Here is a 25,906-nt window from a genome sequence, read left to right as displayed (position 1 = left end):
ATAAAACACATAAATATCTAAAAAATCAAGTAAAGTAAATACTTCACAAATTATTCTAAGCATTAATTTTTACTGCCATTAGCCCTTATTGATTTAAGTGGGTAATTAGCCAGCTCTGGTGGATTTGTTTGTTACGCATAAAATCCAAAGAAAGCGTTTTTTCTGAAATATTGACCGCATCAAATCCAAGAGCATTGACTGCTTTTATATCTAATTTAAAGCCTCTTCGATTATTCGAAAACAGAATGGTGCCTAAGGGACGAAGAAGGGTTTTAAGACCTTCAAGGATGGTTAAGTAGTCTCGCTGTACATCAAATGTATCATGCATACGTTTAGAATTTGAAAAGGTTGGAGGATCGACAAAAATCAAATCATATTGAGTTTTTTCTTCTTGCATCACTGACAACCAGTAAAGGCAATCAGCTTGCACTAATTGGTGTTGCTTGCCACTTATACCGTTGAGCAATAAATTTTTTTCAGCCCAATTAAGGTAAGTATTAGATAAATCAACACTTGTCGTAGTTCTCGCTCCCCCTAATGCAGCATAAACACTTGCGCTTCCTGTGTAGCAAAAAAGGTTGAGGAAATCTTTTGCTTTAGCCATTTCACCTATTTTTTTTCTGGCCAGTCGGTGATCGATAAATAATCCAGTATCTAAATAATCGGTGAGGTTAACCCAAAATTTGGCTTGATATTCCTGAACTTCAATCATATTCTCTTTCTTGGCAATGCGATGGTATTGTTTCTGCCCTGATTGACGTTCACGAGTTTTTAAAATCAATTGTTGTGGTGTTAACTTTAATACATTAAGTGCCGTATTGATGGCATCAAAACGGCGTTTCCTTGCGATATTTTCATCGATCGTTTTTGGAGGAGCATATTCTTGTAAAACGACGTAGTCGCTGTACCTATCAATTGCTACATTATATTCAGGTAGATCGGCATCATAAATTCGATAGCATTCGATCCCTTCTTTTTCAGCCCATTTATCAAATTTAGAAAGATTTTTTTTCAGCCGATTAGCAAAATCAACTGCAATACCATGTTCTTTAATATCGAGTTGGCTCTCTGCATCATGCACTCTTTTGTTAACGTTATCCGAATAATTTACATTGTCTAGGTGATCTGCTTTATAACTACTGATAGAGTAGTTTTTTTGGATACAGTCCAAAGGTCCATTTTTTGCCTTGAACTGTTTACTTGAGCGTAATTGTAAGCTGCCAAGCAAGGTTTCTGAAGAAGTAAATACTGAGAGAGTCCAACCTTTAAAATATTGCTTAGCTTTAAGCCCAATCTGCCCGTATAAAGCAATAAGTTCGGGTTCACTATGAAGTCGCTCTCCATAGGGAGGGTTCATAATAAGTGTTCCTGTTCTGTTGGGATTGAAGGGATTTGAGAGCTCTGTGATATCTTGTGTTGCAAAATGAAAAACACCTGGTAAATCAAGTTCAGCAGCATTTTTTTCAGCGTTTCTTATCATGATAGGATCATTATCGTACCCGATAAAAAGTGGGCCATGTTCTTTACAATGATCGATAAGTTTTTGCTTACCTTCTTTGGCAATCGATTCAGCTTCGCTTTTTATTTCTTGCCAAATATCCGCTCTGTGTCCTCTCCATGCATAGAAACCGAAACGATAACGCAATATACTTGCTGGCATATTCGCCGCAAGCATCGCGGCTTCAATCAATAGGGTACCCGAACCGCAAAAAGGATCGATAAGAGGGGTGCTATTGACCCAACCAGATCGTTTAACAATCACAGCGCCTAGGGTTTCTTTTAAAGGTGCGGCCCCTGTTTGGGTACGATAACCTCTTTGATTTAGTGCGTGAGTACTTAAATCAATTGCAATTTGGGCTTTATCTTTGGCTAAAAAAACATTTATCCTTATGTCAGGATCTTGCTTTTCAACGTGTGGCCTAAGCTTTTTATCTTGAATATATCTATCAACAATGGCATCTTTGACTCTTTGAGCACCGTATTGTGTATTTCTGATCTCTTCATTAGTCCCTGTAAAGCTAACCATGATACTGGCATCTTCTTCGATAATTGCAGGCCAATCGATTTGTTTCACTCCAATATAAAGTGTCATTTCATCATATGCAGCAACACTCTGGATAGGAAGAAGAATTCTAGAAGCGTAGCGGCTATGAAGCAGACTTCTGTAAGCCAGTTTTAAGTTTTCCGTTTGGCTACTGTTTTCTTTGGAAAAATAGACGCCGCCTTGTGTTAATTGGCATTCATCAGCGCCAAGTGAAGTTAATTCTTGTTTTAGTATTTCTTCAAAGCCTCTTGCACATGAGGCAAAATATGTTTGCATGGGATATCCTAACAATCAAATAAGTTTAGTTTTAATTATAGCACAGACTTGCTTAAAACAACTATTTTCTCAATTGGCGCTTTAGCGATAGACTATATAATTTAATTCATTTAAGAGGATAGACAGTAAAATAAGCATTTGAATTAGACAAGATGCTTGATGCAAGGATTTTTAAGTTAAACTTTCTATTTTTCTGCTTTTGCGTTAATTTTTCATCATAAAGTTTCACCATAGATAAGACAAAGTGTAAGATTTTTGGTGTAACAAGTGTTATGATTGCGACATCTAATGCACTGTGCTTTTAATTATGGAGTGCTAACGCTTATATTTAGACAAGGATTGACATGGATATTTTATTTTCCATAATTATTTTACTATTTGTTGTGGCATTATCCTCTAGTTTAGTTAAATTATTACCATTTAATCTTCCTGCACCTATACTTCAAATTTTCTTAGGGGCTCTGGTTGCTTTACCTCCGTTTAATGTGAATATACGTTTAAACCCTGAGGTTTTTTTATTTCTATTTTTACCTCCATTACTATTTACCGACGGATGGCGATTTCCTAAAAAAGAGTTTTATTTTTTAAAACGGCCGATTCTCGCCTTAGCTGTTGGATTAGTTTTTTTTACAATTTTAATTGTTGGGTATTTTATCCATTGGATGATCCCTGTTTTATCATTACCAATGGCGTTTGCATTAGCTGCTGTTCTATCACCCACAGACGTTGTTGCAGTTAATGCGATCAGTGGGCAGGGGAAATTGCCTTCTAAATTAAAATTGGTCTTGGAAGGAGAGGCTTTATTAAATGATGCTACAGGGTTAGTGGCATTTAAATTTGCTTTAGTTGCAGGGGTGACAGGTGTTTTTTCTTTTAAGGAGGCCACTGGAGATTTCCTCTTAGTCGCACTTGGTGGGATCCTCATTGGTGCAAGTGTTGCCTGGATGATGTGTTTTATCCAAAATAAAATTGCTCGATTTAGCCACGATGAGCCAGGTATCCAGGTGATTGTCTTATTGCTTATTCCATTTTTAGCTTATTTGCTTGCCAATGAAATGGCTGTATCAGGTGTGCTAGCGGCAGTATGTGCAGGAATGACAATGACCTATAGTCAAAACGTTATTAAAACCTCTACGGCTTCAAGACTATTAAGTCATAGCATTTGGATTATGCTGGAATTTGTGTTAAACGGCTTAGCTTTTATCCTTATGGGGCTACAACTTCCTCATATCATGCAAACCATTCATGAAAGTCAAATTGAAAATGGGACAAACTCTGTAGTGCAGCTCTTGTTTTTTGTAGTGGCTATCTACATAGCTATGCTGTTCTTAAGATTTATTTGGGTCTATCTTGCCAATAAGATTAAAAATCAAGATTTTACTTCTAAACCTCCATTACCTCAACTTCCTGTACTTTTGACAGCAACTTTCGCAGGAGTAAGAGGAGCTATTACGCTAGCGGCGATTATGGCTATCCCATTTTTAACCAGTAACGGTGCACCATTTCCAAATCGAGAGTTGTTAATTTTTTTGGCCAGTGGCGTGATATTACTTTCTTTGATAGTCAGTAGCTTAGTTCTTCCAGCAGTGGTGAAATATTTTGAAGCGCACATAAGCGATCCTATTCACCAAGAGATCATTTATGCCAATCAACTACTTTCGCTAGAAGCTATTGATGCAATTCGTCTGCGTCAAGAAGAACTATTAAATCAATTAGATTTAGATGAAACTTCGGTGGAGGCGATTAATCAAGTTGCTGATAATTTAGTACAGATATATGAAAGAGAAAGTAATTTAACCGATGAAGAAATTGAAAAGACGTCTCTGGCTATTTTAACACTAAATTATGAAGCAGAACTTCATATTGCAGGGATTAAAGCTGAGAGAAAACTCTTAGATAGGTTACATTTGCAGCATAGGATCAGCGAACCGACATTTAATCACTTACTACGTGATATGGACTTGCGTGAAACGCTGAGTGAAAATAGGCAACAAAGAAAAGTTTGATAGACAGAGTGAAGGCAGAATATGATAGTTCCTGCCTTAGGATATATTAAATATTAACTATTAAAGCTATTTTTTTGACATCAACTTACTTATTTGAAGTCAATAGATCTACTAATCTCTGAAATTGATGAACTGAAAGGGTTGCTCTAGTTCAGAGTTTTTCATGAGTGCAATAACCGCTTGTAAATCATCTCTTGCTTTCCCTGTTACCCTGACTTGTTCACCTTGAATTTGAGTTTGCACTTTTAGCTTACTTTCTTTTATTATTTTAACTATCTGTTTAGCAATAGGGGGTTCAATTCCTTGTTTTAAAGTCGCTTCTATACTGAATGTTTTGCCACTGTGAATGGTGTCTTCAGGAAATTCTAATGCACCATTTTCAATGCCTCGTTTTAATAATTTTTCTTTTACAATATCAATTAATTGCCTTACTTGGAAATCTGATTCGCTAGTGATTTTGATGGTTTTGTTTTTATCATTTAATTCGATTTCTGCATGGACACCTCTAAAATCAAAGCGATTGGTCACTTCACGTAATGCGTTTTCAACTCCATTTCGTACTTCTTGTAAATCGACTTCTGAAACAATATCAAATGATGGCATGTTAACTCCTTTTTTGTGTAAATAACTGATGAGTCTTCAAAGAGAATCACTCAATCAGAGAGAGATTATTAAGCACAATATGCTATTAAAACTGCTATTTTCATTATTATAGACCCCTTGGTATATTATGGCTATGAAAAATACCCCTTTTTTGTGAATCTTAAGTAGAGTTATGCATTCATTAATTAGTCATTTCAGTCGACATTAAGTGTGTTGTCAGCAAAGAAAAACTAATTCTTTGCTAAAGTAATAAAATCAGCATATTTTTTTATTAGCGATCTGAATTGATCATAGGTCAACCCTAGTAATCTAGCCGCTTTTTTCTGGTGGTATAGAGATTGAGCTAACGCAGAATTAATTAAACTTACTTGAAACTCTTGGCTTGCTTGTTTAAAGTCTATAGGTAAATCAGGCATCTTAAATCTATTCACTCCTTGGTCTTTTTGTGCTTCTTTAGAAGGAACACAAGAACTTGATTGTGTTGCTAGCTGAGTATTTTTTTGAGTCTTAAAAGGATTAATAATGAGTTCTTCAATAGGTGCTTTGTTTTCATCCGTTCTAAAGATAGAACGTTCAACAGCATTTTTGAGTTCACGAATATTACCTGGCCATTTATGTTCGTATAGTTGTGCTACCGCATGATCTGAAAATCCGGGGAAATGTGTCCAACCTAACTCTCGACATATACACACTGCAAAGTGTTGAGCTAATAATAGAATATCTTTACCTCTTTCTCTAAGGGGAGGGAGATTAATTACATCAAAAGCTAATCTATCGAGCAAATCAGCTCTAAAAGTTCCTGCTTTGCTAGCGAGGGATAGATCTTCATTTGTTGCACATATGAGCCTTACATCAACTTTAAGTTCTTGACTGCCCCCAACACGTTCTAATTCACCGTATTCAATCACACGTAATAATTTTTCTTGGACAATTTTTGGGGCATTGCCAATTTCATCTAGAAACAAAGAACCTTTATCAGCACGCTCAAACCTTCCCTTATGTCTTTTTTGAGCCCCAGTGAAAGCTCCTACTTCATGACCAAAAAGTTCCGAGTCTAGCAATTGTTCATTTAGCGCAGCACAATTAAGAGTAATAAGAGGAGCTGACCATCTATTTGAAAGAAAATGTAAACGTTGAGCGATTAATTCTTTGCCCGTTCCTCTCTCTCCTAAAATCAGCACAGGTTTATTTATTTTTGCCAATCTTGATGCTTGTTCTAGTATTGCTATAAATTGGTTATCTTCACCGATAAGTTGTTCTGTTTTTTCCATAGTCTGTCCTTATGATTTATTTTTGTTATTTTACAGAGGCACCAAAATATTTTTCCATATTAGCTGAGATTCTGATGAAAAAGAAGCTAAAATTAGCAGTAATTTGGTTTTTTACACCATTTTGGAGTTTAATTTATCATTTATTGGTTGGATTGGTTTTTTTTGACTACAATTAGGTGCTTGGATAGTTAAAATAAATTTGAGTAAACCACTTAAAATGAACCCAAAAATAGTGAGTAGATTATTTTGTTAAATAAATTATTGAAAATAAATGCATTTATATTTCACTTTAAAAGTTGGCATGATTTTTGATTGAGTTATATGTGTCATGACAGTGAAGTTCAATCAAAGCGCTAATTTAATTGTAAGTCGCTTGTAGAACAATTTTAAACTTAAAATTAAAGAAAAAGAGGTAAATATTATGGGAATTTTTTCACGTTTTACGGATATAATTAACTCGAATATCACTGCATTATTAGATAAAGCAGAAGATCCGGCGAAAATGCTTAAGCTGATGATTCAGGAGATGGAAGATACTCTAATTGAAATAAGAACGACTTCAGCTAAAAGTTTAGCAGAGCAGAAACAAATTCAAAGAAAAATTGAAGAAGGTGAAAAGCAGCTGGCTGATTGGGAAGAAAAAGCAATCTTGGCTTTAAATCATCAAAAAGAAGATTTGGCAAGACTTGCGTTGATGGAAAAACAAAAGGTTGTGGAGTGGATAGATGTACTCAAAAGAGATCTTGCTGATATCAGCGAAGCGATTGAGAAAATGAAGAATGAAATCACCGCATTAGAACAAAAATTGGTCGAAACGCGCAATCGCGAGCAAACCTTAGCTTTGAGACATGAGGCGGCAGGTAACTCTTTAGAAGCAAGAAAAAATTTAAATAGTGGCAAGACTGAGGCTGCTATGGCAAGATTTGAACAATTAGAAAGAAGAATTGATGGTATGAATGCTGAATATGAAGCGCTTAATTTTGGTAAAACAAAAGACATCAATCAGCAATTTGCTGAATTGAAGGCGGGAGCAGAAATTGAAAATGAGTTAGCTAAATTGAAAGAAAAATTGCAAAAAAGTGAGTAATTCCATTTAGTCAATAAAGTGATAAGACCAGACGTTAATTAATTGTGACGTCTGGTTATCAAATTACGTAGTGAATTTTTAGGTTAGGGGCCTCTATGTTATTTAACATAATTTTTTTGATTATCTTATTACCAATATTGCTTTTGATTATTATTTTGTTGCTTACACTCAGCTTATTTAAAGGCAAGAAAAAAGCTGTGAATTATATGACAGATGATAATTGGCAAGAGCTTGTTATGCTTGAAGAACATCGAAGAAGAATGGTAGCAAGAGTTGAGTCATTACAAACTATTTTAACTACAGATTTTCCTTCATTATCTATACCTAAGATAGCTGTGCATGAAATAAAAATGAATCGCTCTGACAATTTAGCTTCAACAGTGATTGACAAAGTGGCAGAGGAGCTGAATTATTTAGAACAACATATTTTTAGATTGGAAACTGTACTTGACACGCAATTACCTAATTGGAGAAATGTCTAATGAATAAGAAATTATATCGACTAAGCAATGAAGGTATGGTAGGTGGTGTGTGTGCTGGTATTGCTCAATTTTTAGGAGTATCTGTTAGCCTGATAAGAATCATCGCAGTTATATTTCTTTTTATGGGTTTTTTTGTTATTACAATGGTTGTCTATTTTATTTTGGTCTTTTTATTGGATGATAAACCAATTGAGGCAATTCAACAACAAGGAAAGAAGCCTTTTAAGAGTCGAATTGAAGAGTTGAATGCCCAATTCAGTCAATCTCAACAAAGGGTCAATAACTTAGAAAAGTATATTATTTCAACAAATTATGAAATAGACAAAAAATTTAAAGATTTAAAGTAAAATTATTGTCGTATTAAAAGAGGTCATAGTGTTTTTTTGACGTGTAGCTACGAATTTTAAACCTATCAATTTGAAACCTGTATATAAGTTATTGAAAGAGTGAATCGAGTGAATCATGCGCCCAAACAAACAATCACACTTATAGGATTAGGAGCTTTAGGAAAAGTAATAGTATTTAAAGCGAACAGTAGGAATTTGTCTATTCAAGCTATTGTTCGCCACCATACGAAAATGAATTGTGAATATCTTTTAAATGATACTGATGGCGTGAGCCATAAGCTGAATGTCGCATGTAATGATTTTGAAATGTTATCACAAAGCGATCTTATCTTGCTTACCGTCAAAGCTTTTTCAATTATCGAGATCTTAGAACAGTTTGATAAAATCCTACCTTGTGATGTCCCGATTATTTTAATCAATAATGGCATGGGCATAAAAGAGCAAATCGAAGCGCGATTGCCACATAGGAAACATCAATTCTATCAAGTCATAACAACGATGGCTGCGTATACTGACTCTTTAGGAACGCACTTTGTATCAAAGGGTATGTCATATTATGGAAAAATATTTACTTCTTCAATACAAAGCAAAAGCTGTATGAGTTTTACTGAGTTGAACAAAAAAGAGCGAAGGCATACTGAGAATGAAGCTCTTACCATGTTCGAGTCTCTTTTTCTAGAGAATGGTGAGATATCATTAATCCATAGAGTGCATGAAATTTCTTATTATCAATTGGAAAAATTGTATATTAATGCTTTGATAAATCCATTAACTGTAAAATATCAATGTTTAAATGGTGGTTTACTTGACCATATAAATGAGTTGAATTTGCTGATTGATGAAATTTTGCTATTTCACTCAGCCCTGCATTCTAGTAATGCAATAAGCCAAAATTTAAGTCGAGATGAATTATACTTCAAACTTATGGATGTTATTCAAAAAACTCAGTACAATCAATCCTCAATGCTTCAAGATTTCCTGGCCTCTAGACGATTGGAAATTGAGGAAATATCAGGATATATCTTAAAAAAATCCGCCCTTATGTGTTTAGATTTACCGGCCACCCAATTGTTGTATGAAGAGGTGAAGAAAAGAATTTTAAGAGAACCCATCAAACATTAAAACTAGAATTAAAATTCAAATTTAAAAACTAAACAGGCTATTGGAGTGGATTTTGTTGTTAAGTTGGTTTTCGAGTCGTCTTAAAACATTCCGTTTTGATTTTTTACTTTTTTTTCTAAGTAACTATTGGCTAAACATATACACAAGATAAAGGAAAAAAAGTAAATGGATTAAATCACTTTACATTTTTACGCTAAAAGGTAGACTTGACATATTTTTTGTTAATTATTGATCTCTAAAAACGAAAGTAATCGGTAATTGTAATAAATAGGAATTATATTAGTATCTTACAGAGAGGTTTAAATGTCACAATTTGTTTTTACAATGCATCGACTGGGAAAAGTTGTCCCACCTAAAAAGCATATTCTTAAGAATATATCATTAAGTTTTTTTCCTGGTGCTAAAATTGGTGTGCTTGGGTTAAATGGTGCAGGTAAGTCTACACTTTTACGTATTATGGCGGGTGTTGATAAAGATTTTGAAGGAGAAGCTCGACCTCAACCAGGCTTAAAAATAGGCTACTTGCCGCAAGAACCACAATTAAATCCAGAACATACAGTTAGAGAATCAGTGGAAGAGGCTTTATCTGAGGTAGTGAATGCGATTAAACGTTTAGATGAAGTCTATGCACTTTATGCTGATCCTGATGCTGACTTTGATAAGTTAGCTAAAGAGCAAGAAGGATTAGAAGCCATCATACAAGCACAAGATGGACACAATATTGAGGCGCAGTTAGAGAGAGCAGCTGATGCGTTAAGATTACCTTCTTGGGATGCGAAAATCGGTAATTTATCTGGTGGGGAACGTCGCCGAGTGGCGCTGTGTCGTCTATTGCTTGAAAAACCGGATATGTTACTTCTTGATGAGCCTACCAACCATTTAGATGCTGAATCAGTTGCATGGCTTGAACGTTTTTTACATGACTTTGAAGGTACAGTTGTGGCAATTACCCATGATAGATACTTCTTAGATAATGTGGCAGGTTGGATTTTAGAGTTAGATAGAGGGGAGGGGATTCCTTGGGAAGGCAACTACTCTTCTTGGCTTGAACAAAAAGATCAACGCTTAGCGCAAGAAGCTTCAGCAGAAGCTGCACATCGAAAATCAGTTGAAAAAGAACTCGAGTGGGTAAGGCAAGGAGCTAAGGGGCGTCAATCTAAGGGTAAAGCGCGTTTAGCTCGTTTTGAAGAATTAAACAGTATTGAATATCAAAAACGTAATGAAACGAGCGAATTGTTTATTCCACCTGGACCTAGACTGGGTGATAAAGTACTTGAAGTAAATGGATTAAATAAGTCCTATGGTGACAAGGTCTTGATAGAAAATTTAAGTTTTTCTATACCTAAAGGGGCTATTGTAGGGATAATAGGTCCTAATGGTGCGGGTAAATCCACACTATTTAGAATGATTACGCAACAAGAGCAACCAGATAGTGGCTCTATTGATCTTGGAGAAACGGTTGTAGTCGCCTCTGTTGATCAATTTAGAGACGATATGGATGGCAAAAAAACGGTTTGGGAAGAAGTTTCTGGTGGATTGGACATCATGAAAATAGGTCAGTTTGAGATCCCAAGCCGTGCCTATGTTGGACGCTTTAATTTTAAAGGGGTTGATCAAGGTAAAAGGGTTGGTGAATTGTCTGGTGGTGAAAGAGGGCGACTGCATCTTGCTAAATTACTTCAAGTCGGCGGTAATCTATTGCTTCTTGATGAACCAACGAATGATTTAGATGTTGAAACACTTCGTGCTCTTGAGAATGCTCTGCTTGAATTCCCAGGGTGTGCAATGGTCATTTCACATGACCGTTGGTTCCTTGATAGGGTGGCTACACACATTATCGATTATCAAGATGAAGGGAAAGTTGAATTCTTTGAAGGAAACTTTACTGAATATGAAGAGTACAAAAAACGCACTTTGGGCGCAGATGCATTAGAACCTAAGCGCATGAAGTATAAAAAAATAAGCAAATAAGTTATGTATTAAATAGACAATTAAGGCCAGTTAGCACGTAAAATTCATTAATTGATAAATTTTTTTAGCCGAACTCCATGAATTTCATTTATGAAAAGAAAATTCATTCTCGACTAATTGCGTGTAAATCGCTATACTTCTGTGCCTTGATTCTAAATTTTGAATGGATACTGGCGTATTTAATGGCCAGTAATTTGATACACTGTGTATCTTACCTGAATGGCTTTTGGTAGGATATTGATTTTAAATTAATTAAAAATTTTTGAGGAATGACCATGTCAGTTGCTGATGAAAATACACCTGCAGTTGCTACTGAAAACGAAAAGGTTTCTAGTGAATTAGTTCGTAAGGCGACATTAACCATTACCGCTGATGCTTTTGCTAAAGCAATGCAATCTGAATTAATTAGAGCATCTAAAACTGTTCGTGTTGACGGATTTCGTAAGGGTAAAGTCCCTTTAAATATTGTTGAGCAACGTTTTGGTGCTTCAATTATGCAAGATGTGATTGGTGGGTTACTGCAAAGAACTTATTTTGACTATTTATCAAATGAAAAAATCATGCCTGCGAGTGACCCAACATTTAACGTACATCAGTTTGAACCTAATTCTGATATAAATTTTGAAGTGGAATATGAAATATTCCCGGAAATAAAATTACAAGATTTAGATAAAATCGAAATAGAAAAAAAAGTTGCTGAAGTTGAAGAAAGTGATGTTGATGAAATGCTAAATACATTACGTAAGCAACAAGCTACTTGGGTTGTATCTGAAGCCGTTGCGTCAAAAGAAGCAAGAGTAACTATTGATTTTGTGGGTCAAGTTGATGGTGAAGTATTTGAAGGCGGAGAAGCTAAAGATTTTGTTCTTGTTATGAATGAAAATCGTATGATCCCTGGATTTGAAGATGCTATCGTGGGACGTAAAGCAGGCGAGAGCTTTGATATTAATGTGACATTCCCTGAAGATTACCAATCCGAAAACTTAAAAGGTAAAGCAGCAATCTTCAAAACAACGCTAACCAAAGTTGAAGAGCGTGAACTTCCAGAATTCAGCGCTTCTTTCATTAAGCGTTTTGGTGTTAAGGATGGCACTCTTGAATCATTAAGAGCTGAAGTTAAGAAAAATATGATTCGTGAATTAAAAGCAGTCATCAAAAATAATGTCAAAGCACAAATTTTTGATGGGCTTTTAGCAAACCATAAAGTAACTGTACCTAATGCTGTTGTAAAAAGAGAAATAGATAATCTTAAAAAACAGGCCTTAGCGCGTTTTGGTAATGCAAATAAGATGGATCCTTCTAATCTTCCTGATGCGCTTTTTGAAGAAGAAGCAAAAAGAAGATCAAGCATTGGTTTACTGTTATCAGAAGCAATCAGTCATTTTGAATTAAAAGTTGATGAAGAATTAGTTAAAACAATGATTGAAGAAATTGCTTCTGCTTACGAAAATCCAGCCGAAGTGGTAAAACATTATAATAAAGATAAAAACTTAATGAACTCTATTCGTAATGTAGCTCTTGAGCAACAAGCAGTCGATACCATTGAAGGAAAAGCGAAAGTAACGGAAGTTAAGTCTTCTTTTGCTGAATTGCTAAAACAAAACCCGTCGATGGGTATGTAATTTAATATTTTTCAACAGACAATTGCCCGCATTATTTGCGGGCTTTTTTGCGCATTACTTCTGATTAAGTTGACTATATTTTAATGAAAAGAATTTAATTTTATTTTATTGGCTTAATTATATTAGAATGAGTATTATCTTCGTTTTAATATAATTAATTCAAACACTCACTTTTTGTCATGTTTAAGGAAAATAAGATGCTGAATAATACACATTCTCTCGCTGAACAAATGGCACTTGTGCCAATGGTTATTGAGCAAACCCCAAGGGGTGAACGTTCATTTGACATTTACTCACGTCTATTAAAAGAAAGAATTATCTTTTTGACTGGTCAAGTCGAGGATTATATGGCTAATCTTATTGTTGCTCAGTTACTTTTTTTAGAGTCTGAAAGTGCAGAAAAAGATATCTATCTTTATATCAATTCACCTGGTGGCGTTATCACAGCTGGTATGTCTATTTATGATACCATGCAATTTATTAAACCGGATGTAAGCACAATCTGTATGGGGCAAGCGTGTTCTATGGGAGCGTTTTTATTAACTGCTGGTGCTAAAGGAAAAAGACACTGTCTTCCTAATTCAAGAGTGATGATTCATCAGCCTCTTGGTGGCTATTCAGGTCAAGCTACTGACGTACAAATTCACGCACAAGAAATGTTGAAAATAAAGCAAAGAATGAACACCTTGATGGCGAAACATTCTGGAAAATCAGTAAAACAAATTGAAAAAGATACTGAAAGAGATAATTTTATGAGTGCACAAGAGGCCATGGATTATGGTCTTATTGATTCAGTATTAACGCAACGTCCAGCATAATATAATCATAAAAGTATGGATTTTAAGCCCATCTGAAACGTCATCTATTTTATCTATATAAACTTTAAATCCATTAAACTATATAGATAGTTATCACCTTTTAGTTATGGGATAAATGCCATGATTACGTTAATAGATTAATTGAACTTATAACAAACGCATTAGAGTAACTAATTGCCTTTATTGAGGTTAGAGCATGACTGATAAGAAAAAAGATAACAATGAGGGAAATAAAACCTTATTTTGCTCATTTTGCGGTAAAAGTAAAAATGAAGTAAAAAAATTAATTGCAGGACCCTCAGTTTATATCTGTAATGAATGTGTTGAATTATGTACTGACATTCTTGGGCAAGAAATTAAAGAAATGTCATATGATGATACGACAAAACCGTTGCCGACTCCCCATGAAATTAGAGCTCATCTTGATAGCTATGTGATTGGGCAAGACCAAGCGAAAAAGGTATTATCAGTAGCAGTTTATAACCACTATAAACGCCTAAGAAATAGTATGAACAGTGAGTCACAAATTGAATTAGGCAAAAGTAACATTCTTCTCATAGGACCCACTGGTAGTGGTAAAACTTTACTCGCTGAAACTTTGGCTAAAATGTTAGATGTGCCATTTACTATGGCTGATGCTACTACTCTTACAGAAGCTGGATATGTTGGTGAAGATGTTGAAAATATTGTGCAAAAACTACTACAAAAGTGTGATTATGATCCAAGTCGTGCAGAAAGAGGGATCATATATATTGATGAAATAGATAAAATTACACGTAAATCAGATAATCCCTCTATAACACGTGATGTTTCTGGTGAAGGCGTACAGCAAGCATTATTAAAATTAATTGAGGGAACAATTGCTTCAGTGCCACCTCAAGGGGGACGCAAGCATCCTCAACAAGAATTTATCCAGGTGGATACATCTAAGATTCTATTTATATGCGGTGGTGCTTTTGCTGGTTTAGAAAAAATTGTGGGTATGAGGGTTAACACGGGTACCAGCATTGGATTTGCTGCGACAGTTAAAACTGCGAAAGAAAAACAAGTCGACACACAATTATTTAGTAAGGTAGAACCTGAAGATCTAATTAAATTTGGATTAATCCCAGAATTTATTGGTCGTTTACCTGTGACTGCGGTTCTTGAAGAACTCAATGAAGAGGCACTTATCCAGATTTTAACTGAGCCTAAAAATGCGTTAACAAAACAATATCAAGCTTTATTTGAATATGAAGGTGCGACACTTGAATTTACTCATGCAGCGCTTACCGCAATGGCTAAAAAAGCATTGGAAAGAAAAACTGGGGCTAGAGGATTACGCTCTTTGATGGAAAAAGCGTTACTCGAAACTATGTATGAATTACCTTCCTTAAAAGAGGTTAATCATGTGTATGTAGATGAACGCGTGATTACTGAAAATGAAATGCCTACCATGTCATTAAAAAAAGCAGATGAGACGAACGCTCCGTCAGTAAAAAAATCAACAAGAGCGAAAGGAACAAAAAAATTAACAACGGTTGATACTAAGCAATCAGCTAAGTAATTTTTAAAACGCCTAGTTTATTTGCTTATGCGGATAAACTAGGCGTCCTATTAGTTTAAAAGACTTTTTTCTTCAAATTTGTCTAGTTAAAGATAAATTCTCCCTACCAGTTGAAAACTCATTTATAATCCCAATATTCTATCTCATTAACGAACAAATTTTTTTTGAATTTGAGTGCGGATACTCAATATTTAAAAGCATACATAAAGTATTAAAAGCGCCTAAGAGGAAAATAAAATGGCTGAGAATATTAAAACGGAAGAGCAAACGACAATATTGCCCGTTTTACCCCTTCGTGATGTAGTGATTTATCCCAATATGGTTATTCCTTTATTTGTAGGGCGAATAAAATCAATTGATAGCTTAGAATATGCGATGTTAAATACTAAGCAAATTTTACTTGTTGCGCAAAAAGAGTCGACAATAGACGATCCTAGCTTTGATGATTTATATCAAATAGGAACAATTGCCAATATATTACAAATGCTTAAATTACCTGACGGTACAGTAAAAGTTTTAGTTGAAGGAACAGAAAGAGCTGAAATTTTGGAAAAAAATCCTATTGCGGAAGTACAGTTCTTGAGTGCTGAAATTCAACTTTTTCAAACAAAAGCATTAGTAAAAAAAGAAAAAAAGGCGCTTGTTAATGCATTGCTTGAGCATTTTGAAAGCTATATTAAATTAAGTAAGAGAATCCCAAAAGAGGTCTTAGCTAACCTCGAGGAAATTGAGGATGCTGAAAAATTAGCGGATGCTATTACTGCACATATGCCATTTAAATTATCAGAAAAGCAAGATTTGCTTGAAATGAGAAACTTATTGGCACGTTTTGACTTTTTGATGGAAAAAATGACTAAAGAAATAGAAGTCTTGCAAATGGAGAAAAAAATCCGCAATCGTGTTAAGTCACAAATGGAAAAGAGTCAAAAAGAGTACTATCTCAATGAACAAATGAAAGCTATACAAAAAGAATTGGGTGAACTAGATCCTCAAAATGATGAATTAGAGGAATTGAATAAAAAAATATTAAAAGCGCAGATGCCTGAAGCAATTCAAGAAAAAGTACTTGCTGAACTTAATAAATTAAAAATGATGTCATCTTCTTCACCTGAGGCAACAGTACTACGCACCTATATTGATTGGATGATTCAATTGCCTTGGGCTCATAAAAGTAAAATTAAAACAGACATAAAAAAAGCTGAATTGACACTTAATAAAGATCATTTTGGCTTAGAAAAAGTGAAAGAACGCATTTTAGAATACCTTGCAGTACAGGCACGCGTGAAGCAGCTAAAAGGGCCTATTCTATGCCTTGTAGGTCCTCCAGGTGTAGGTAAAACCTCATTAGGTCAATCAATAGCTAAAGCAACGGGGCGAGAGTATCAACGTATTGCATTAGGTGGCGTTCGCGATGAAGCAGAAATTAGAGGCCATAGAAGGACCTATATTGGTGCAATGCCTGGTAAGTTAATTCAAAAAATGGCCAAGGTTGGAGTGAGCAATCCTCTTATTTTATTAGATGAAATTGATAAGATGGCATCAGATATGCGAGGAGATCCTGCATCTGCTATGCTGGAGGTTTTAGATCCTGAACAAAATAATGCATTTAATGATCATTATATCGATGTCGATTATGATCTATCTGATGTGATGTTTGTGGCTACTGCAAACTCTTTAAATATTCCAGGGCCACTACTTGATAGAATGGAAGTGATTCGTTTATCAGGGTATACCGAAGATGAAAAGCTGAATATAGCTAAAAAGCATCTCTTACCAAAACAGCTAGAACGTAATGGCTTGCAAAAAACGGAATTAAAAATAGAAGACAGCGCAATCGTTGATATCATCAGATATTATACTCGTGAAGCAGGTGTTCGAAATTTGGAAAGAGAGCTTGCGAAGATCTGTAGAAAAGCGGTTAAATCATTAATTAGCGTTGATGAGCCTAGCTTAATTAAAGTGAATGCTAAAAACCTTTCTGAATATATTGGTGTCAAGCGTTTTGATTATGGACGTGCTGATAAAGATCATCGTATTGGCCAAGTCACAGGGCTTGCTTGGACAGAAGTTGGCGGAGATTTATTGAATATTGAAGCGGCTAGCATGGTGGGTAAAGGTAAACTAAATTTCACAGGTTCCCTTGGTGACGTCATGAAGGAATCAATTCAGGCTGCAATGACTGTTGTTAGATCAAAAGCTGACAAATTAGGTATCAATGAAGATTTCTATGAAAAAAGAGACATTCATGTTCATGTGCCTGAAGGAGCGACACCTAAAGATGGTCCTAGTGCAGGGATAGCTATGTGTACAACTATAGTATCTGCGTTGACGGGAAATCCAGTTCGAAAAGATGTTGCTATGACAGGAGAAGTAACTCTTCAAGGTCAGGTGCTCGCAATCGGTGGATTAAAAGAGAAATTACTTGCTGCGCATCGTGGGGGGATTAAACTAGCGATTATACCTAAAGATAATATTAAAGATCTTGAAGAGCTCCCTGCAAATATTCTGTCTTCTCTTGAAGTGAAGCCTGTGAGTCATGTCGATGAAGTGTTGTCTTTAGCGCTGGTCAATCCGCCTTTCGGGTTTAGTATCGACAAATAAGGTTATGAGATAAGGCACACTTTTGTTATTAATTTCGATTGGGAAAGAGAATCTAGTGTATTATAGTCCCATCGAAAACTCAGCTTATTTTAGTGAATAGTTTGACAATTAAGCTAATAGTTTACGTGCTCAGTTCTAAAAAGAGTAAGCATTTAAATACGCTAATTAATGGACATGAAAGGTTATTATTTTTACAAAGTACTTAAAAATATATAAAATTTATGTAATGAAAGGCTGTCAACAGTTGAAATGTTTGCTTTTAGGCTTTATACTTTTGAAATAATGTACTTTGAAACGGCTCAAAAACACTATAAAGTGTCTTTATGTCTATTTATTGAGCAATACTGAAAATAAATAGTAGGTAATCACACAAGTTTCAGAGTAAAATATGGATTCTTTAAATTTGCGTATCGGTTAGGCTCGCTTAACCAAATTTTAATAATTAAAATGATAAAGGAAGGTTAAAATGAATAAGTCTGAATTAATTGAAGCTATCGCGGGTAAAGCTGAAATATCTAAAGCAGCTGCAGCACGTGCTGTTGATGCATTTACTTCAAGTGTTACTGAAGCTTTATCTAAAGGTGACACAGTGACTTTAGTTGGCTTTGGTAGCTTCGATGTTCGTGAAAGAGCTGCACGTAAAGGTAGAAATCCTAAAACAGGCGCAGAAATTGATATCGCTGCAAGCAAAGTACCAGGCTTCCGTGCAGGTAAAGCGCTAAAAGAATCTGTTAATAAATAATTATAACTAATTTATTTATCTATTTATGAGCGCATACTGTTTGCGCTTTTTTTATTTAATAATCATAGTAATTTTCTCATTGATTTAATAGAGAAAAATGATGGAGTGTTTCAATTATGATGATGGACAGGATCCGCGGTGCTGCTCAGCATATATTATTCAAAATATTGCTTGGCGTAATTATTCTCTCTTTTATCCTTTCAGGGGGCTTTTACTATATAGCGGCAGCACCTACTTATGCAGTTAAAGTCAACGGAGATGAAGTTTCACTTCAGGAGTTTAATGATTTATTCCAAAATCGCTCATATTTATTACCTGATGATGCGGATAATGAAGCTATTGATACACTCAAAGAAGAAGTCTTAAAGTCAGTGATCGATAAATTACTGATAGAACAATTTGTAAAATCATTGGATGTTACGATTTCTAACGATCAAATTAAAATGTTGATTGCACAAAACCCAATGTTCTTGAATGAATCAGGTCAATTTGACACACAAAAATACGAAGCTTTCTTGAATGAAAGATTTTTAACTGGAGATCAACTTGCTGAGTACATTCGTACAAAAGAGTTAACCCCACTTATTTTGCAAGAGTTAAATAATACTGTATTTACTCTTCCTAGCGAAATCGATGATTACGGCAAATTATTCTTACAAAAACGCACCATCAGAACAGCGCCTATAGATTTAAAAGTGTTTACTGAGAAACAGTCTGTAACTGATGAAGAGTTAAAGCAGTTTTATGAGGAAAATGAAATAAAATATACTCTACCTGAAGCTATTAAACTCAGCTACGTGATGATCGATAGAACCGATTTTCTTAATAGAATTGATGCTAATGAAGAAGCAGTGAAAACCTACTATCAAAGTTTTCTAGCGGATAAGAATTTCGCAATTATCCAGGTTGCTTCAAAAGCAGATGCGGAAAAAATCCTTGAAGAATTAAACGCTGGGGCAGACTTTGCTACCTTAGCCAAAGAACGTTCATTAGATATTGGTACCAAAGCAAGTGGTGGTGAATTAGGTATGATGAGTGTACAAGACCTACCAGATGCTTTTGCTGAACTAAAAACCCAAAATTTAAAAGAAAAAGGTCAGTTATCCTCTGTTATTCCATTTAATGAACAGTTTATTGTGGCTAAACTTGTTGATATTGATGATTCAATGCCAGAAGTCGGTACCCCAGAGTATCAATCCCTTGTAACTCAAATGAAAGCTGAAAAATCAACGGACTTATTTTTTGAAGCTCAACAAAAAGTCAGTGATATTTTAACGGGAGATTCCCCATCATTAGATGAAATAGTTAAAGTTGCTAATTTAACGATTATGACAACAGAGTTGTTTGATAGAGAAAATATTCCAGAACCGCTTAACTTTGAGCCGATTCTTGTTGATGCTTTTAATAGTGACTTTATAGAAAAAGCAGGTCAACCCGATGCATTTTCTGAACTCATAACACTTTCAGATGATAAAGTGGTTGTACTTCGTATTGATGAGCACAGAGAAAAAACGTTACAAAAATTTGATGAAATCAAAGAGCAAGTAACTGCTGATTTGAAACTTAAGAAATCTGAAGATGAGTTAAATACATTGACGGCACAAGCAATAACTGACCTTGAAAACAAGAAAGAGGGTGCATTGAATGCCCTGAAAACTGAATTTAAAAATCAAGAAGTTATCACCGCTGATTCTGATAAACCAGAATATCGTCAAGATGTTGAGTATCTTAAAGCTATTTTTGCACTACCCTTACCGAAAGAGGGTGAGTCAACTTATCAATCAATAACTAAGCAAAATGGTGAAAGAGTCATTGTCGCATTTGATGATATTGAATACCCAACACCTTCTGAAGAAGAGTATAAAGATTTCGAAGCACGCCTTAATAATTTAAAGGCAAGACAGTTTTCTGAAAGTTTATTGAAAAAACTTAAGGCAGGCGCTGAAATTGAGTATGGTGATATCGGTCTAGATACCTCCGCACTCTAATTTGCGAACGAAAAATTAAAAGAGCTGCTCGTGCAGCTTTTTTTTTACGTTTACCCAGCAAAGTCACAGTTGAAGAATCAAGTAGAATAAAGTTTTGAAACGACAGCTTAGGTAAAAGGTCCATTCCAACTTATCAAGATGAATAGCTGGTGAAATGCTTGTAGCTGATACATACATTATGTAACGCCCAATCAAAGGGTTGAAGTTCTCCAACTATTTGACTTATTAAATCTGAATAAGTTGAGAACGTTTCACAGAAAGTTAGGTATTTATTAATATCAGTTGTATAGTTAACTATACGTACGTTTATGTTAATCGGATAAAACGTGAACCTCTTATCCTTCTCGATTTGATGGAAAAGTCGCGTTACAATTAAGTGTATAAAAATACGATGGACTTGATTAAATAAATATCAAAGTTACTGTTTAATATAGGATAAAGAAGATGATCCCCAAATTAACTAGCGCTCCTTCGAACAACATACAAGTGACTGAATTTTTAAAAAGACTGAAAGCATCAGGATTTACAGGTGAGGTCACTGATACCTATTCTGATAGATTAACACTTGCGACAGATAACAGCGTTTATCAATCTTTACCTCAAGCGATTATCTTTCCTAAGTCTACCGCAGATGTCAGTTTAATGGCTAAAATAGCAGGGCTTGAGGAATATCAAACACTCAGCTTTGCCCCAAGAGGCGGTGGTACGGGTACTAATGGTCAATCACTTACCAGCGGTATTGTGGTTGATATGTCTAGGCACATGAACCATATCTTGGAAGTTAACGTTGAAGAGCGTTGGATCCGAGTTGAAGCGGGTGTAGTAAAAGATGCATTAAATGCTTTTTTAAAACCTTTGGGGTACTTTTTCTCTCCCGAACTATCAACCAGTAACCGAGCGACAATAGGTGGAATGATTAATACAGATGCCAGTGGACAGGGTTCTTTGGTTTATGGTAAAACATCCGATCATGTATTAGGATTAAATGCGGTATTGATATCAGGAGATTTATTAGAAGCCTTTCCAATGCCTTTAGAGATAGCAAAAGAGATAGCTAAACAAAATACACCTACAGGACGAATCTATCATCACGTGATAAAGACCTGTTTAGACTACAAAGAGCAAATCATTGAAAAATTCCCCCCTCTAAATCGTTTTTTAACAGGATATGATTTAAAGCATGCGTTAGATGATAAGACTAATCGTTTCGATCTGACCCGTATTCTTGCAGGTTCAGAAGGCTCTTTAGCGTTCATTACTGAGGCAAAATTAAACATCACTCCGCTGCCTAAACATAGACGATTAATAAATATTAATTATGATTCGTTTGATTCTGCACTAAGAGCAGCTCCCGTTATGCTAAAAGCTAACGCACTATCTGTTGAAACAATTGACTCAAGTGTTTTAAATTTGGCAAAAGAGGATATTGTTTGGTCAACTGTTAATAATCTTGTTAGCGCCCTAGATGATACAGATAAGATACAAGGGTTGAATATGGTGGAATATGCCTCAGATGATGAGGCTTTGATAGAGCAACAGGTAAAAACGTTATGTGAGATGTTGGATGACTCAATACAAATGGGGCAAGGAGTGCTTGGGTATAGGCTTTGCGATAAAGTAGAAGAAATTGAACGCGTATATGCTATGCGCAAAAAAGCCGTCGGATTGCTTGGTAATACTAAAGGTACGCAAAAACCCGTTGCTTTTGTAGAAGACACATGTGTTCCCCCTGATTCATTGGCTGATTATATATTAGAGTTCAGAGCACTATTAGATAATTATGGATTAACCTATGGCATGTTCGGACATGTTGATGCAGGTGTACTTCATGTCAGACCTGCATTAGATTTAATTGATCCTGTGCAAGAAGAGTTATTACACACCATTACAGAAGATGTTGTGAGATTAACAAAGAAATATGGCGGCCTTTTATGGGGAGAACATGGTAAAGGTTACCGAGCTGCTTATAGCCCTGAATTTTTCGGCCCTGAACTATACAAAGCGCTAAGAATCATCAAAGGAGCATTCGATGCGAATAATCGAGTAAATCCTGGGAAAATATGTACACCTATTCAAAGTGATACAGCGGAATTGATTTCAATTAAATCATTGAAAAGAGGTGCTTATGATCGCCAGATTCCTGTAGTGGTTAGAGAAAGTTTTATTGGGGCTATGTCATGTAATGGAAATGGACTCTGTTTTAATTACGATAAACATGCGGTCATGTGTCCATCTATGAAGGTAACGTCGAATCGCTTACATTCGCCTAAGGGAAGAGCTATGCTTGTGCGAGAGTGGCTGCGTTTATTGACTGAAAAGGGAGTAACTCCAAAAGATTTCAATGAAGCCTTGACTATGAATAAAAGTGTCACATCAATTCGATTTTTTCGAGAAATTGTGGAGAAGACTAAGAATACACTATCAAAACGTAAAGGCGAGTATGATTTTTCTCATGAAGTTAAAATAGCTATGGATGGTTGTCTATCATGTAAAGCATGTGCAACTGAATGTCCTATTAAAATAGATGTTCCCGATTTTAAAGCGCAGTTTTATCATATGTATCACTCTCGTTATCTTAGACCAATAAAAGATCATGTCTTAGCCCATATTGAAACCTTAGTGCCTTTCTTAGCTAAAGTGCCTAAAGCAACTAACATAGTAGTTAATAATCGTTTTTCTGAGCACATGATTAAAAAAATAGTTGGATTACAGGATTTACCTGCATTAGCAATACCGACACTCAAGCAAAGAGTTGAAAGGCATCCATCTGCTTTTAAATCGATTGAAGCAATTAAACAGTTAAATTCGAACGAGCGAAAAGATTATGTATTTATAGTCCAAGATGCGTTCACTACGTTTTATGAAGCAAAAGTCCTAGAGGATCTGCTGCAATTATTGGATATATTAGGCTTTAAACCAGTAATTTTACCATTTAAAGCAAATGGTAAAGCACAACAAGTCAAAGGCATACTCAATAAATTTCATAAAACGGTTCAACAAACAGCGGATTACTTAAATGAAATTGCTGAGCTAAATATACCCATGATTGGTGTTGATGCGGCAACAGTTCTATGCTATCGAGATGAATATGTAAAAACTTTGGGAAAAGAGACAATACAATTTAAGGTCTCGCTTATTCAAGAATGGTTATTACCTTGTCTTGAACATCGTAAAGAAGAAATTGATAGACTTATGGCTGCAGTACAGAAAGGAAATAATTTAAAAGAAGAAAGTTCGGCATGGACACTTTTTTTACATTGCACCGAGCGAACTAAAGTTGTTTCAAGTTTTTCAGATTGGCAACGTATTTTTGCGTTATTTAATCAATCTTTACTCAGTGAAAACGTAGGTTGCTGTGGTATGGCTGGTACTTATGGTCATGAAGTTGAGCATGTAGAAGAAAGCAAAGCCCTTTTTGTCATGTCTTGGCAAGAAAAATTGGATAAAAAAGAAAAAGGTAAAGTTTTGGCTACTGGGTTTTCATGTAGGAGTCAGGCTAAAAGGTTTTCTAGCCAAGAGCTACTTCATCCTGTTAGCGCCTTATTGCATATTTTACAAGGTAATGATCATGAAAAAAATTCATTTAATGTGGTTTAGGCAAGATTTAAGGCTGATTGATAATCAAGCATTGACAGCTGCTGTAGAGGATAAAGATGCCCAAACAGTGGCAATTTATATTCATACTGAAGCGCAATGGGATAAACATGAAACATCAATGGGAGCAAGAGCTTTTGTTGCTAGACAGCTTCAATCATTAGACGCAGAGTTAAGGGAACTTAATATTCCTTTTTATGTATTAGAGAGTACCGATTTTAAGGCGTCTTTAAAATTGCTCAATTCATTTGTTCAAATGCATCATGTCCATGCCCTTTTTTTTAATAAACAATATGAAGTTAATGAACTTGCGCGAGATAAAGAAGTCCATCAATGGATCAACGAAATAGATTGTTTGGCTTACATAGCTGATTTTGATGACAGTGTATTAGTCCCTCCAATGAAAGTGCTTACCCAACAAGGTGAAATGTATAAGGTTTTTACTCCTTTTCGTAATGCATTTTTGAAAGTACTCACTGAACAGCATCTTAGGGTATCTAAGGCACCAGATAAAAAAGCTGAAAACGTTTTTGTTTTAGATGGACAATTTGAATCTTTAGTTATTTCTTGTAAGGATCTAGTACAATATTATGAGAAAAACACCTGCCAATCGATACTAGAAAATCTACCTAAAGTTTCTGAAACAGAAGCAATCAACAGTTTACGCGTTTTTTGTACTGAGCACGCCGCTAAGTATGATGAAGTGAGGAATTTTCCGTACCAGGATAAAACCAGCCGACTGTCCGCCTATTTAGTGCATGGCTTATTGTCCCCAAGGCAATGTGTAAGACGTTTAATGATGGTGCATCCAAACGTTTTTAATGAGCCTAAATCGGGGGCGTTCTGTTGGCTCAATGAACTCATCTGGCGAGAGTTTTATAAACACTTGATTGTGGCTTTTCCATTTTTATGTAAGCATCAACCGATGATTGAGTGGACCAAAAATATTGAATGGCGTAATGATATGAGTTTATTTGATGCATGGAAAGAGGGAAAGACCGGTTATCCTATTGTAGATGCAGCTATGCGTCAACTAAACCAAACTGGCTGGATGCATAATAGATTAAGAATGGTTGTAGCCAGTTTTTTGGTTAAAGACTTACTGATTGATTGGCGCTTAGGTGAATCCTATTTTATGTCTAAACTAGTCGATGGTGATCTTGCAGCAAATAATGGGGGATGGCAGTGGGCAGCCTCAACAGGATGTGATGCGGCGCCCTATTTTAGAATTTTTAATCCTACCTCGCAAAGTGAAAAGTTTGATGAAGAGGGACATTTTATTCGTAAATATGTTCCAGAATTAGCAAAACTCTCTTCTTCCACTATCCATGAACCTTTTGCAAAAAATGCGCCCTTTGGCCTTAATTATCCTAAACCCATAGTGGAACATAAACGCATGAGAGAGCAAACGCTAGCAGCTTATGAAAAAGCTAAATCCTTTGGAACAGCGTTAGAATAAAAGAGTAAGTAAATTTTATATCAATAGCTTAAGGGGCTATTACGCATTAAGGGAATCTCTCTTGAAGAGGTTCAGATGGTTACATTATCCCAAAAACTTAGACTGAAAATAAAAAGTGTTTACATCGAGAGGATAAAGCTTGTTTGTATCTCTAAGTTTCTTTACAATAAAATGTTAATTTTTAACTGCGTTTCAAGGTATTATTACTCTTTAGATGAATGAGTGAGCAAGATTTTTTGAGGGCATAGATAAACTCAAACAACATCAAATAGTGAATAGATCAGCAGATAAGTTTCTAAGAGCGAGCAAAAAACAGAATTTCCGTGG

17 protein-coding genes are annotated in these 25,906 nt (G+C 35.4%); 14 read left to right on the top strand and 3 right to left on the bottom strand.

Translation table 11 applies throughout. The features are described from left to right. Positions 1 to 85: 85 nt before the first annotated feature. Complete coding sequence (rlmKL, locus tag ACFFIT_RS01725; protein ID WP_385875810.1) at positions 86 to 2,320, bottom strand: bifunctional 23S rRNA (guanine(2069)-N(7))-methyltransferase RlmK/23S rRNA (guanine(2445)-N(2))-methyltransferase RlmL; 2,235 nt, start codon at positions 2,318 to 2,320, stop codon at positions 86 to 88. 344 nt (positions 2,321 to 2,664) lie between these two features. Between rlmKL and ACFFIT_RS01720 the strand changes: the two genes are divergently transcribed. Further along, positions 2,665 to 4,326 (top strand): Na+/H+ antiporter, encoded by a 1,662-nt coding sequence (locus ACFFIT_RS01720; RefSeq protein WP_385875809.1) that lies wholly within the window; start codon positions 2,665 to 2,667, stop codon positions 4,324 to 4,326. Between the two features lie 111 nt (positions 4,327 to 4,437). On the opposite strand, the gene ACFFIT_RS01715 is transcribed toward ACFFIT_RS01720, so the two are convergent. After that, entirely contained in the window at positions 4,438 to 4,929 is a 492-nt protein-coding gene (locus tag ACFFIT_RS01715) for a YajQ family cyclic di-GMP-binding protein (protein WP_385875807.1), read from the bottom strand. A 230-nt stretch (positions 4,930 to 5,159) separates the two neighbouring features. Next, a complete protein-coding gene (pspF, locus tag ACFFIT_RS01710; RefSeq protein WP_385875805.1) occupies positions 5,160 to 6,200 on the bottom strand; it encodes a phage shock protein operon transcriptional activator in 1,041 nt (346 codons plus the stop codon). Positions 6,201 to 6,621: 421 nt separating this feature from the next. Between pspF and pspA the strand changes: the two genes are divergently transcribed. The 13 genes from pspA to phrB all read left to right on the top strand — a co-directional run bounded on the left by pspA (position 6,622) and on the right by phrB (position 25,579). Next, positions 6,622 to 7,287, top strand: a complete 666-nt coding sequence (pspA, locus tag ACFFIT_RS01705; RefSeq protein WP_385875804.1) for a phage shock protein PspA — start codon at positions 6,622 to 6,624, stop codon at positions 7,285 to 7,287. Positions 7,288 to 7,382: 95 nt separating this feature from the next. After that, positions 7,383 to 7,769 carry a hypothetical protein gene (locus ACFFIT_RS01700; protein WP_385875802.1) on the top strand — a complete coding sequence of 129 codons (387 nt, stop codon included), beginning with the start codon at positions 7,383 to 7,385 and terminating at the stop codon, positions 7,767 to 7,769. Beyond that, positions 7,769 to 8,116, top strand: coding sequence for an envelope stress response membrane protein PspC (pspC, locus tag ACFFIT_RS01695; RefSeq protein ID WP_385875800.1), 348 nt, complete (start codon positions 7,769 to 7,771; stop codon positions 8,114 to 8,116). Before ACFFIT_RS01700 ends, pspC begins: the two co-directional genes overlap by 1 nt. A 108-nt stretch (positions 8,117 to 8,224) precedes the next feature. Beyond that, on the top strand, positions 8,225 to 9,238 hold the full coding sequence (locus ACFFIT_RS01690; protein ID WP_385875798.1) for a ketopantoate reductase family protein: 1,014 nt from the start codon (positions 8,225 to 8,227) through the stop codon (positions 9,236 to 9,238). Positions 9,239 to 9,541: 303 nt separating this feature from the next. Next, positions 9,542 to 11,209, top strand: coding sequence for an energy-dependent translational throttle protein EttA (gene ettA, locus ACFFIT_RS01685; protein WP_385875797.1), 1,668 nt, complete (start codon positions 9,542 to 9,544; stop codon positions 11,207 to 11,209). Between the two features lie 275 nt (positions 11,210 to 11,484). Then, a complete protein-coding gene (tig, locus tag ACFFIT_RS01680; protein ID WP_385875796.1) occupies positions 11,485 to 12,831 on the top strand; it encodes a trigger factor in 1,347 nt (448 codons plus the stop codon). A 197-nt stretch (positions 12,832 to 13,028) separates the two neighbouring features. Continuing rightward, positions 13,029 to 13,649, top strand: coding sequence for an ATP-dependent Clp endopeptidase proteolytic subunit ClpP (gene clpP, locus ACFFIT_RS01675; RefSeq protein ID WP_385875794.1), 621 nt, complete (start codon positions 13,029 to 13,031; stop codon positions 13,647 to 13,649). Positions 13,650 to 13,845: 196 nt separating this feature from the next. Then, positions 13,846 to 15,195, top strand: coding sequence for an ATP-dependent protease ATP-binding subunit ClpX (gene clpX, locus ACFFIT_RS01670; protein ID WP_385875792.1), 1,350 nt, complete (start codon positions 13,846 to 13,848; stop codon positions 15,193 to 15,195). A 237-nt stretch (positions 15,196 to 15,432) separates the two neighbouring features. Then, the gene (lon, locus tag ACFFIT_RS01665) at positions 15,433 to 17,796 is read left to right on the top strand and encodes an endopeptidase La (protein ID WP_385875790.1); all 2,364 of its coding nucleotides are present in this window, start codon (positions 15,433 to 15,435) and stop codon (positions 17,794 to 17,796) included. Between the two features lie 466 nt (positions 17,797 to 18,262). Continuing rightward, positions 18,263 to 18,538, top strand: a complete 276-nt coding sequence (hbs, locus tag ACFFIT_RS01660; RefSeq protein WP_385875788.1) for a non-specific DNA-binding protein Hbs — start codon at positions 18,263 to 18,265, stop codon at positions 18,536 to 18,538. Positions 18,539 to 18,654: 116 nt separating this feature from the next. Continuing rightward, complete coding sequence (locus ACFFIT_RS01655; protein ID WP_385875786.1) at positions 18,655 to 20,526, top strand: SurA N-terminal domain-containing protein; 1,872 nt, start codon at positions 18,655 to 18,657, stop codon at positions 20,524 to 20,526. Positions 20,527 to 20,970: 444 nt separating this feature from the next. Further along, positions 20,971 to 24,123 carry a D-2-hydroxyglutarate dehydrogenase YdiJ gene (ydiJ, locus tag ACFFIT_RS01650; protein WP_385875784.1) on the top strand — a complete coding sequence of 1,051 codons (3,153 nt, stop codon included), beginning with the start codon at positions 20,971 to 20,973 and terminating at the stop codon, positions 24,121 to 24,123. Beyond that, positions 24,095 to 25,579, top strand: coding sequence for a deoxyribodipyrimidine photo-lyase (gene phrB, locus ACFFIT_RS01645; RefSeq protein ID WP_385875782.1), 1,485 nt, complete (start codon positions 24,095 to 24,097; stop codon positions 25,577 to 25,579). The genes ydiJ and phrB overlap by 29 nt, the downstream gene beginning before the upstream one ends. Positions 25,580 to 25,906: the final 327 nt, after the last annotated feature.

The sequence above is a fragment of the Thorsellia kenyensis genome (assembly GCF_042432445.1).
Classification (GTDB): domain Bacteria; phylum Pseudomonadota; class Gammaproteobacteria; order Enterobacterales; family Thorselliaceae; genus Thorsellia; species Thorsellia kenyensis.
This window is presented reverse-complemented; position numbering and strand designations above follow the sequence as displayed.

What these genes read in the sequence shown, in the direction of transcription:
- rlmKL (WP_385875810.1), bottom strand. Translation starts at nt 2,320, where the DNA reads ATGCAAACATATTTTGCCTCATGTGCAAGAGGCTTTGAAGAAATACTA.
- ACFFIT_RS01720 (WP_385875809.1), top strand. Translation starts at nt 2,665, where the DNA reads ATGGATATTTTATTTTCCATAATTATTTTACTATTTGTTGTGGCATTA.
- ACFFIT_RS01715 (WP_385875807.1), bottom strand. Translation starts at nt 4,929, where the DNA reads ATGCCATCATTTGATATTGTTTCAGAAGTCGATTTACAAGAAGTACGA.
- pspF (WP_385875805.1), bottom strand. Translation starts at nt 6,200, where the DNA reads ATGGAAAAAACAGAACAACTTATCGGTGAAGATAACCAATTTATAGCA.
- pspA (WP_385875804.1), top strand. Translation starts at nt 6,622, where the DNA reads ATGGGAATTTTTTCACGTTTTACGGATATAATTAACTCGAATATCACT.
- ACFFIT_RS01700 (WP_385875802.1), top strand. Translation starts at nt 7,383, where the DNA reads ATGTTATTTAACATAATTTTTTTGATTATCTTATTACCAATATTGCTT.
- pspC (WP_385875800.1), top strand. Translation starts at nt 7,769, where the DNA reads ATGAATAAGAAATTATATCGACTAAGCAATGAAGGTATGGTAGGTGGT.
- ettA (WP_385875797.1), top strand. Translation starts at nt 9,542, where the DNA reads ATGTCACAATTTGTTTTTACAATGCATCGACTGGGAAAAGTTGTCCCA.
- tig (WP_385875796.1), top strand. Translation starts at nt 11,485, where the DNA reads ATGTCAGTTGCTGATGAAAATACACCTGCAGTTGCTACTGAAAACGAA.
- clpP (WP_385875794.1), top strand. Translation starts at nt 13,029, where the DNA reads ATGCTGAATAATACACATTCTCTCGCTGAACAAATGGCACTTGTGCCA.
- clpX (WP_385875792.1), top strand. Translation starts at nt 13,846, where the DNA reads ATGACTGATAAGAAAAAAGATAACAATGAGGGAAATAAAACCTTATTT.
- lon (WP_385875790.1), top strand. Translation starts at nt 15,433, where the DNA reads ATGGCTGAGAATATTAAAACGGAAGAGCAAACGACAATATTGCCCGTT.
- hbs (WP_385875788.1), top strand. Translation starts at nt 18,263, where the DNA reads ATGAATAAGTCTGAATTAATTGAAGCTATCGCGGGTAAAGCTGAAATA.
- ACFFIT_RS01655 (WP_385875786.1), top strand. Translation starts at nt 18,655, where the DNA reads ATGATGATGGACAGGATCCGCGGTGCTGCTCAGCATATATTATTCAAA.
- ydiJ (WP_385875784.1), top strand. Translation starts at nt 20,971, where the DNA reads ATGATCCCCAAATTAACTAGCGCTCCTTCGAACAACATACAAGTGACT.
- phrB (WP_385875782.1), top strand. Translation starts at nt 24,095, where the DNA reads ATGAAAAAAATTCATTTAATGTGGTTTAGGCAAGATTTAAGGCTGATT.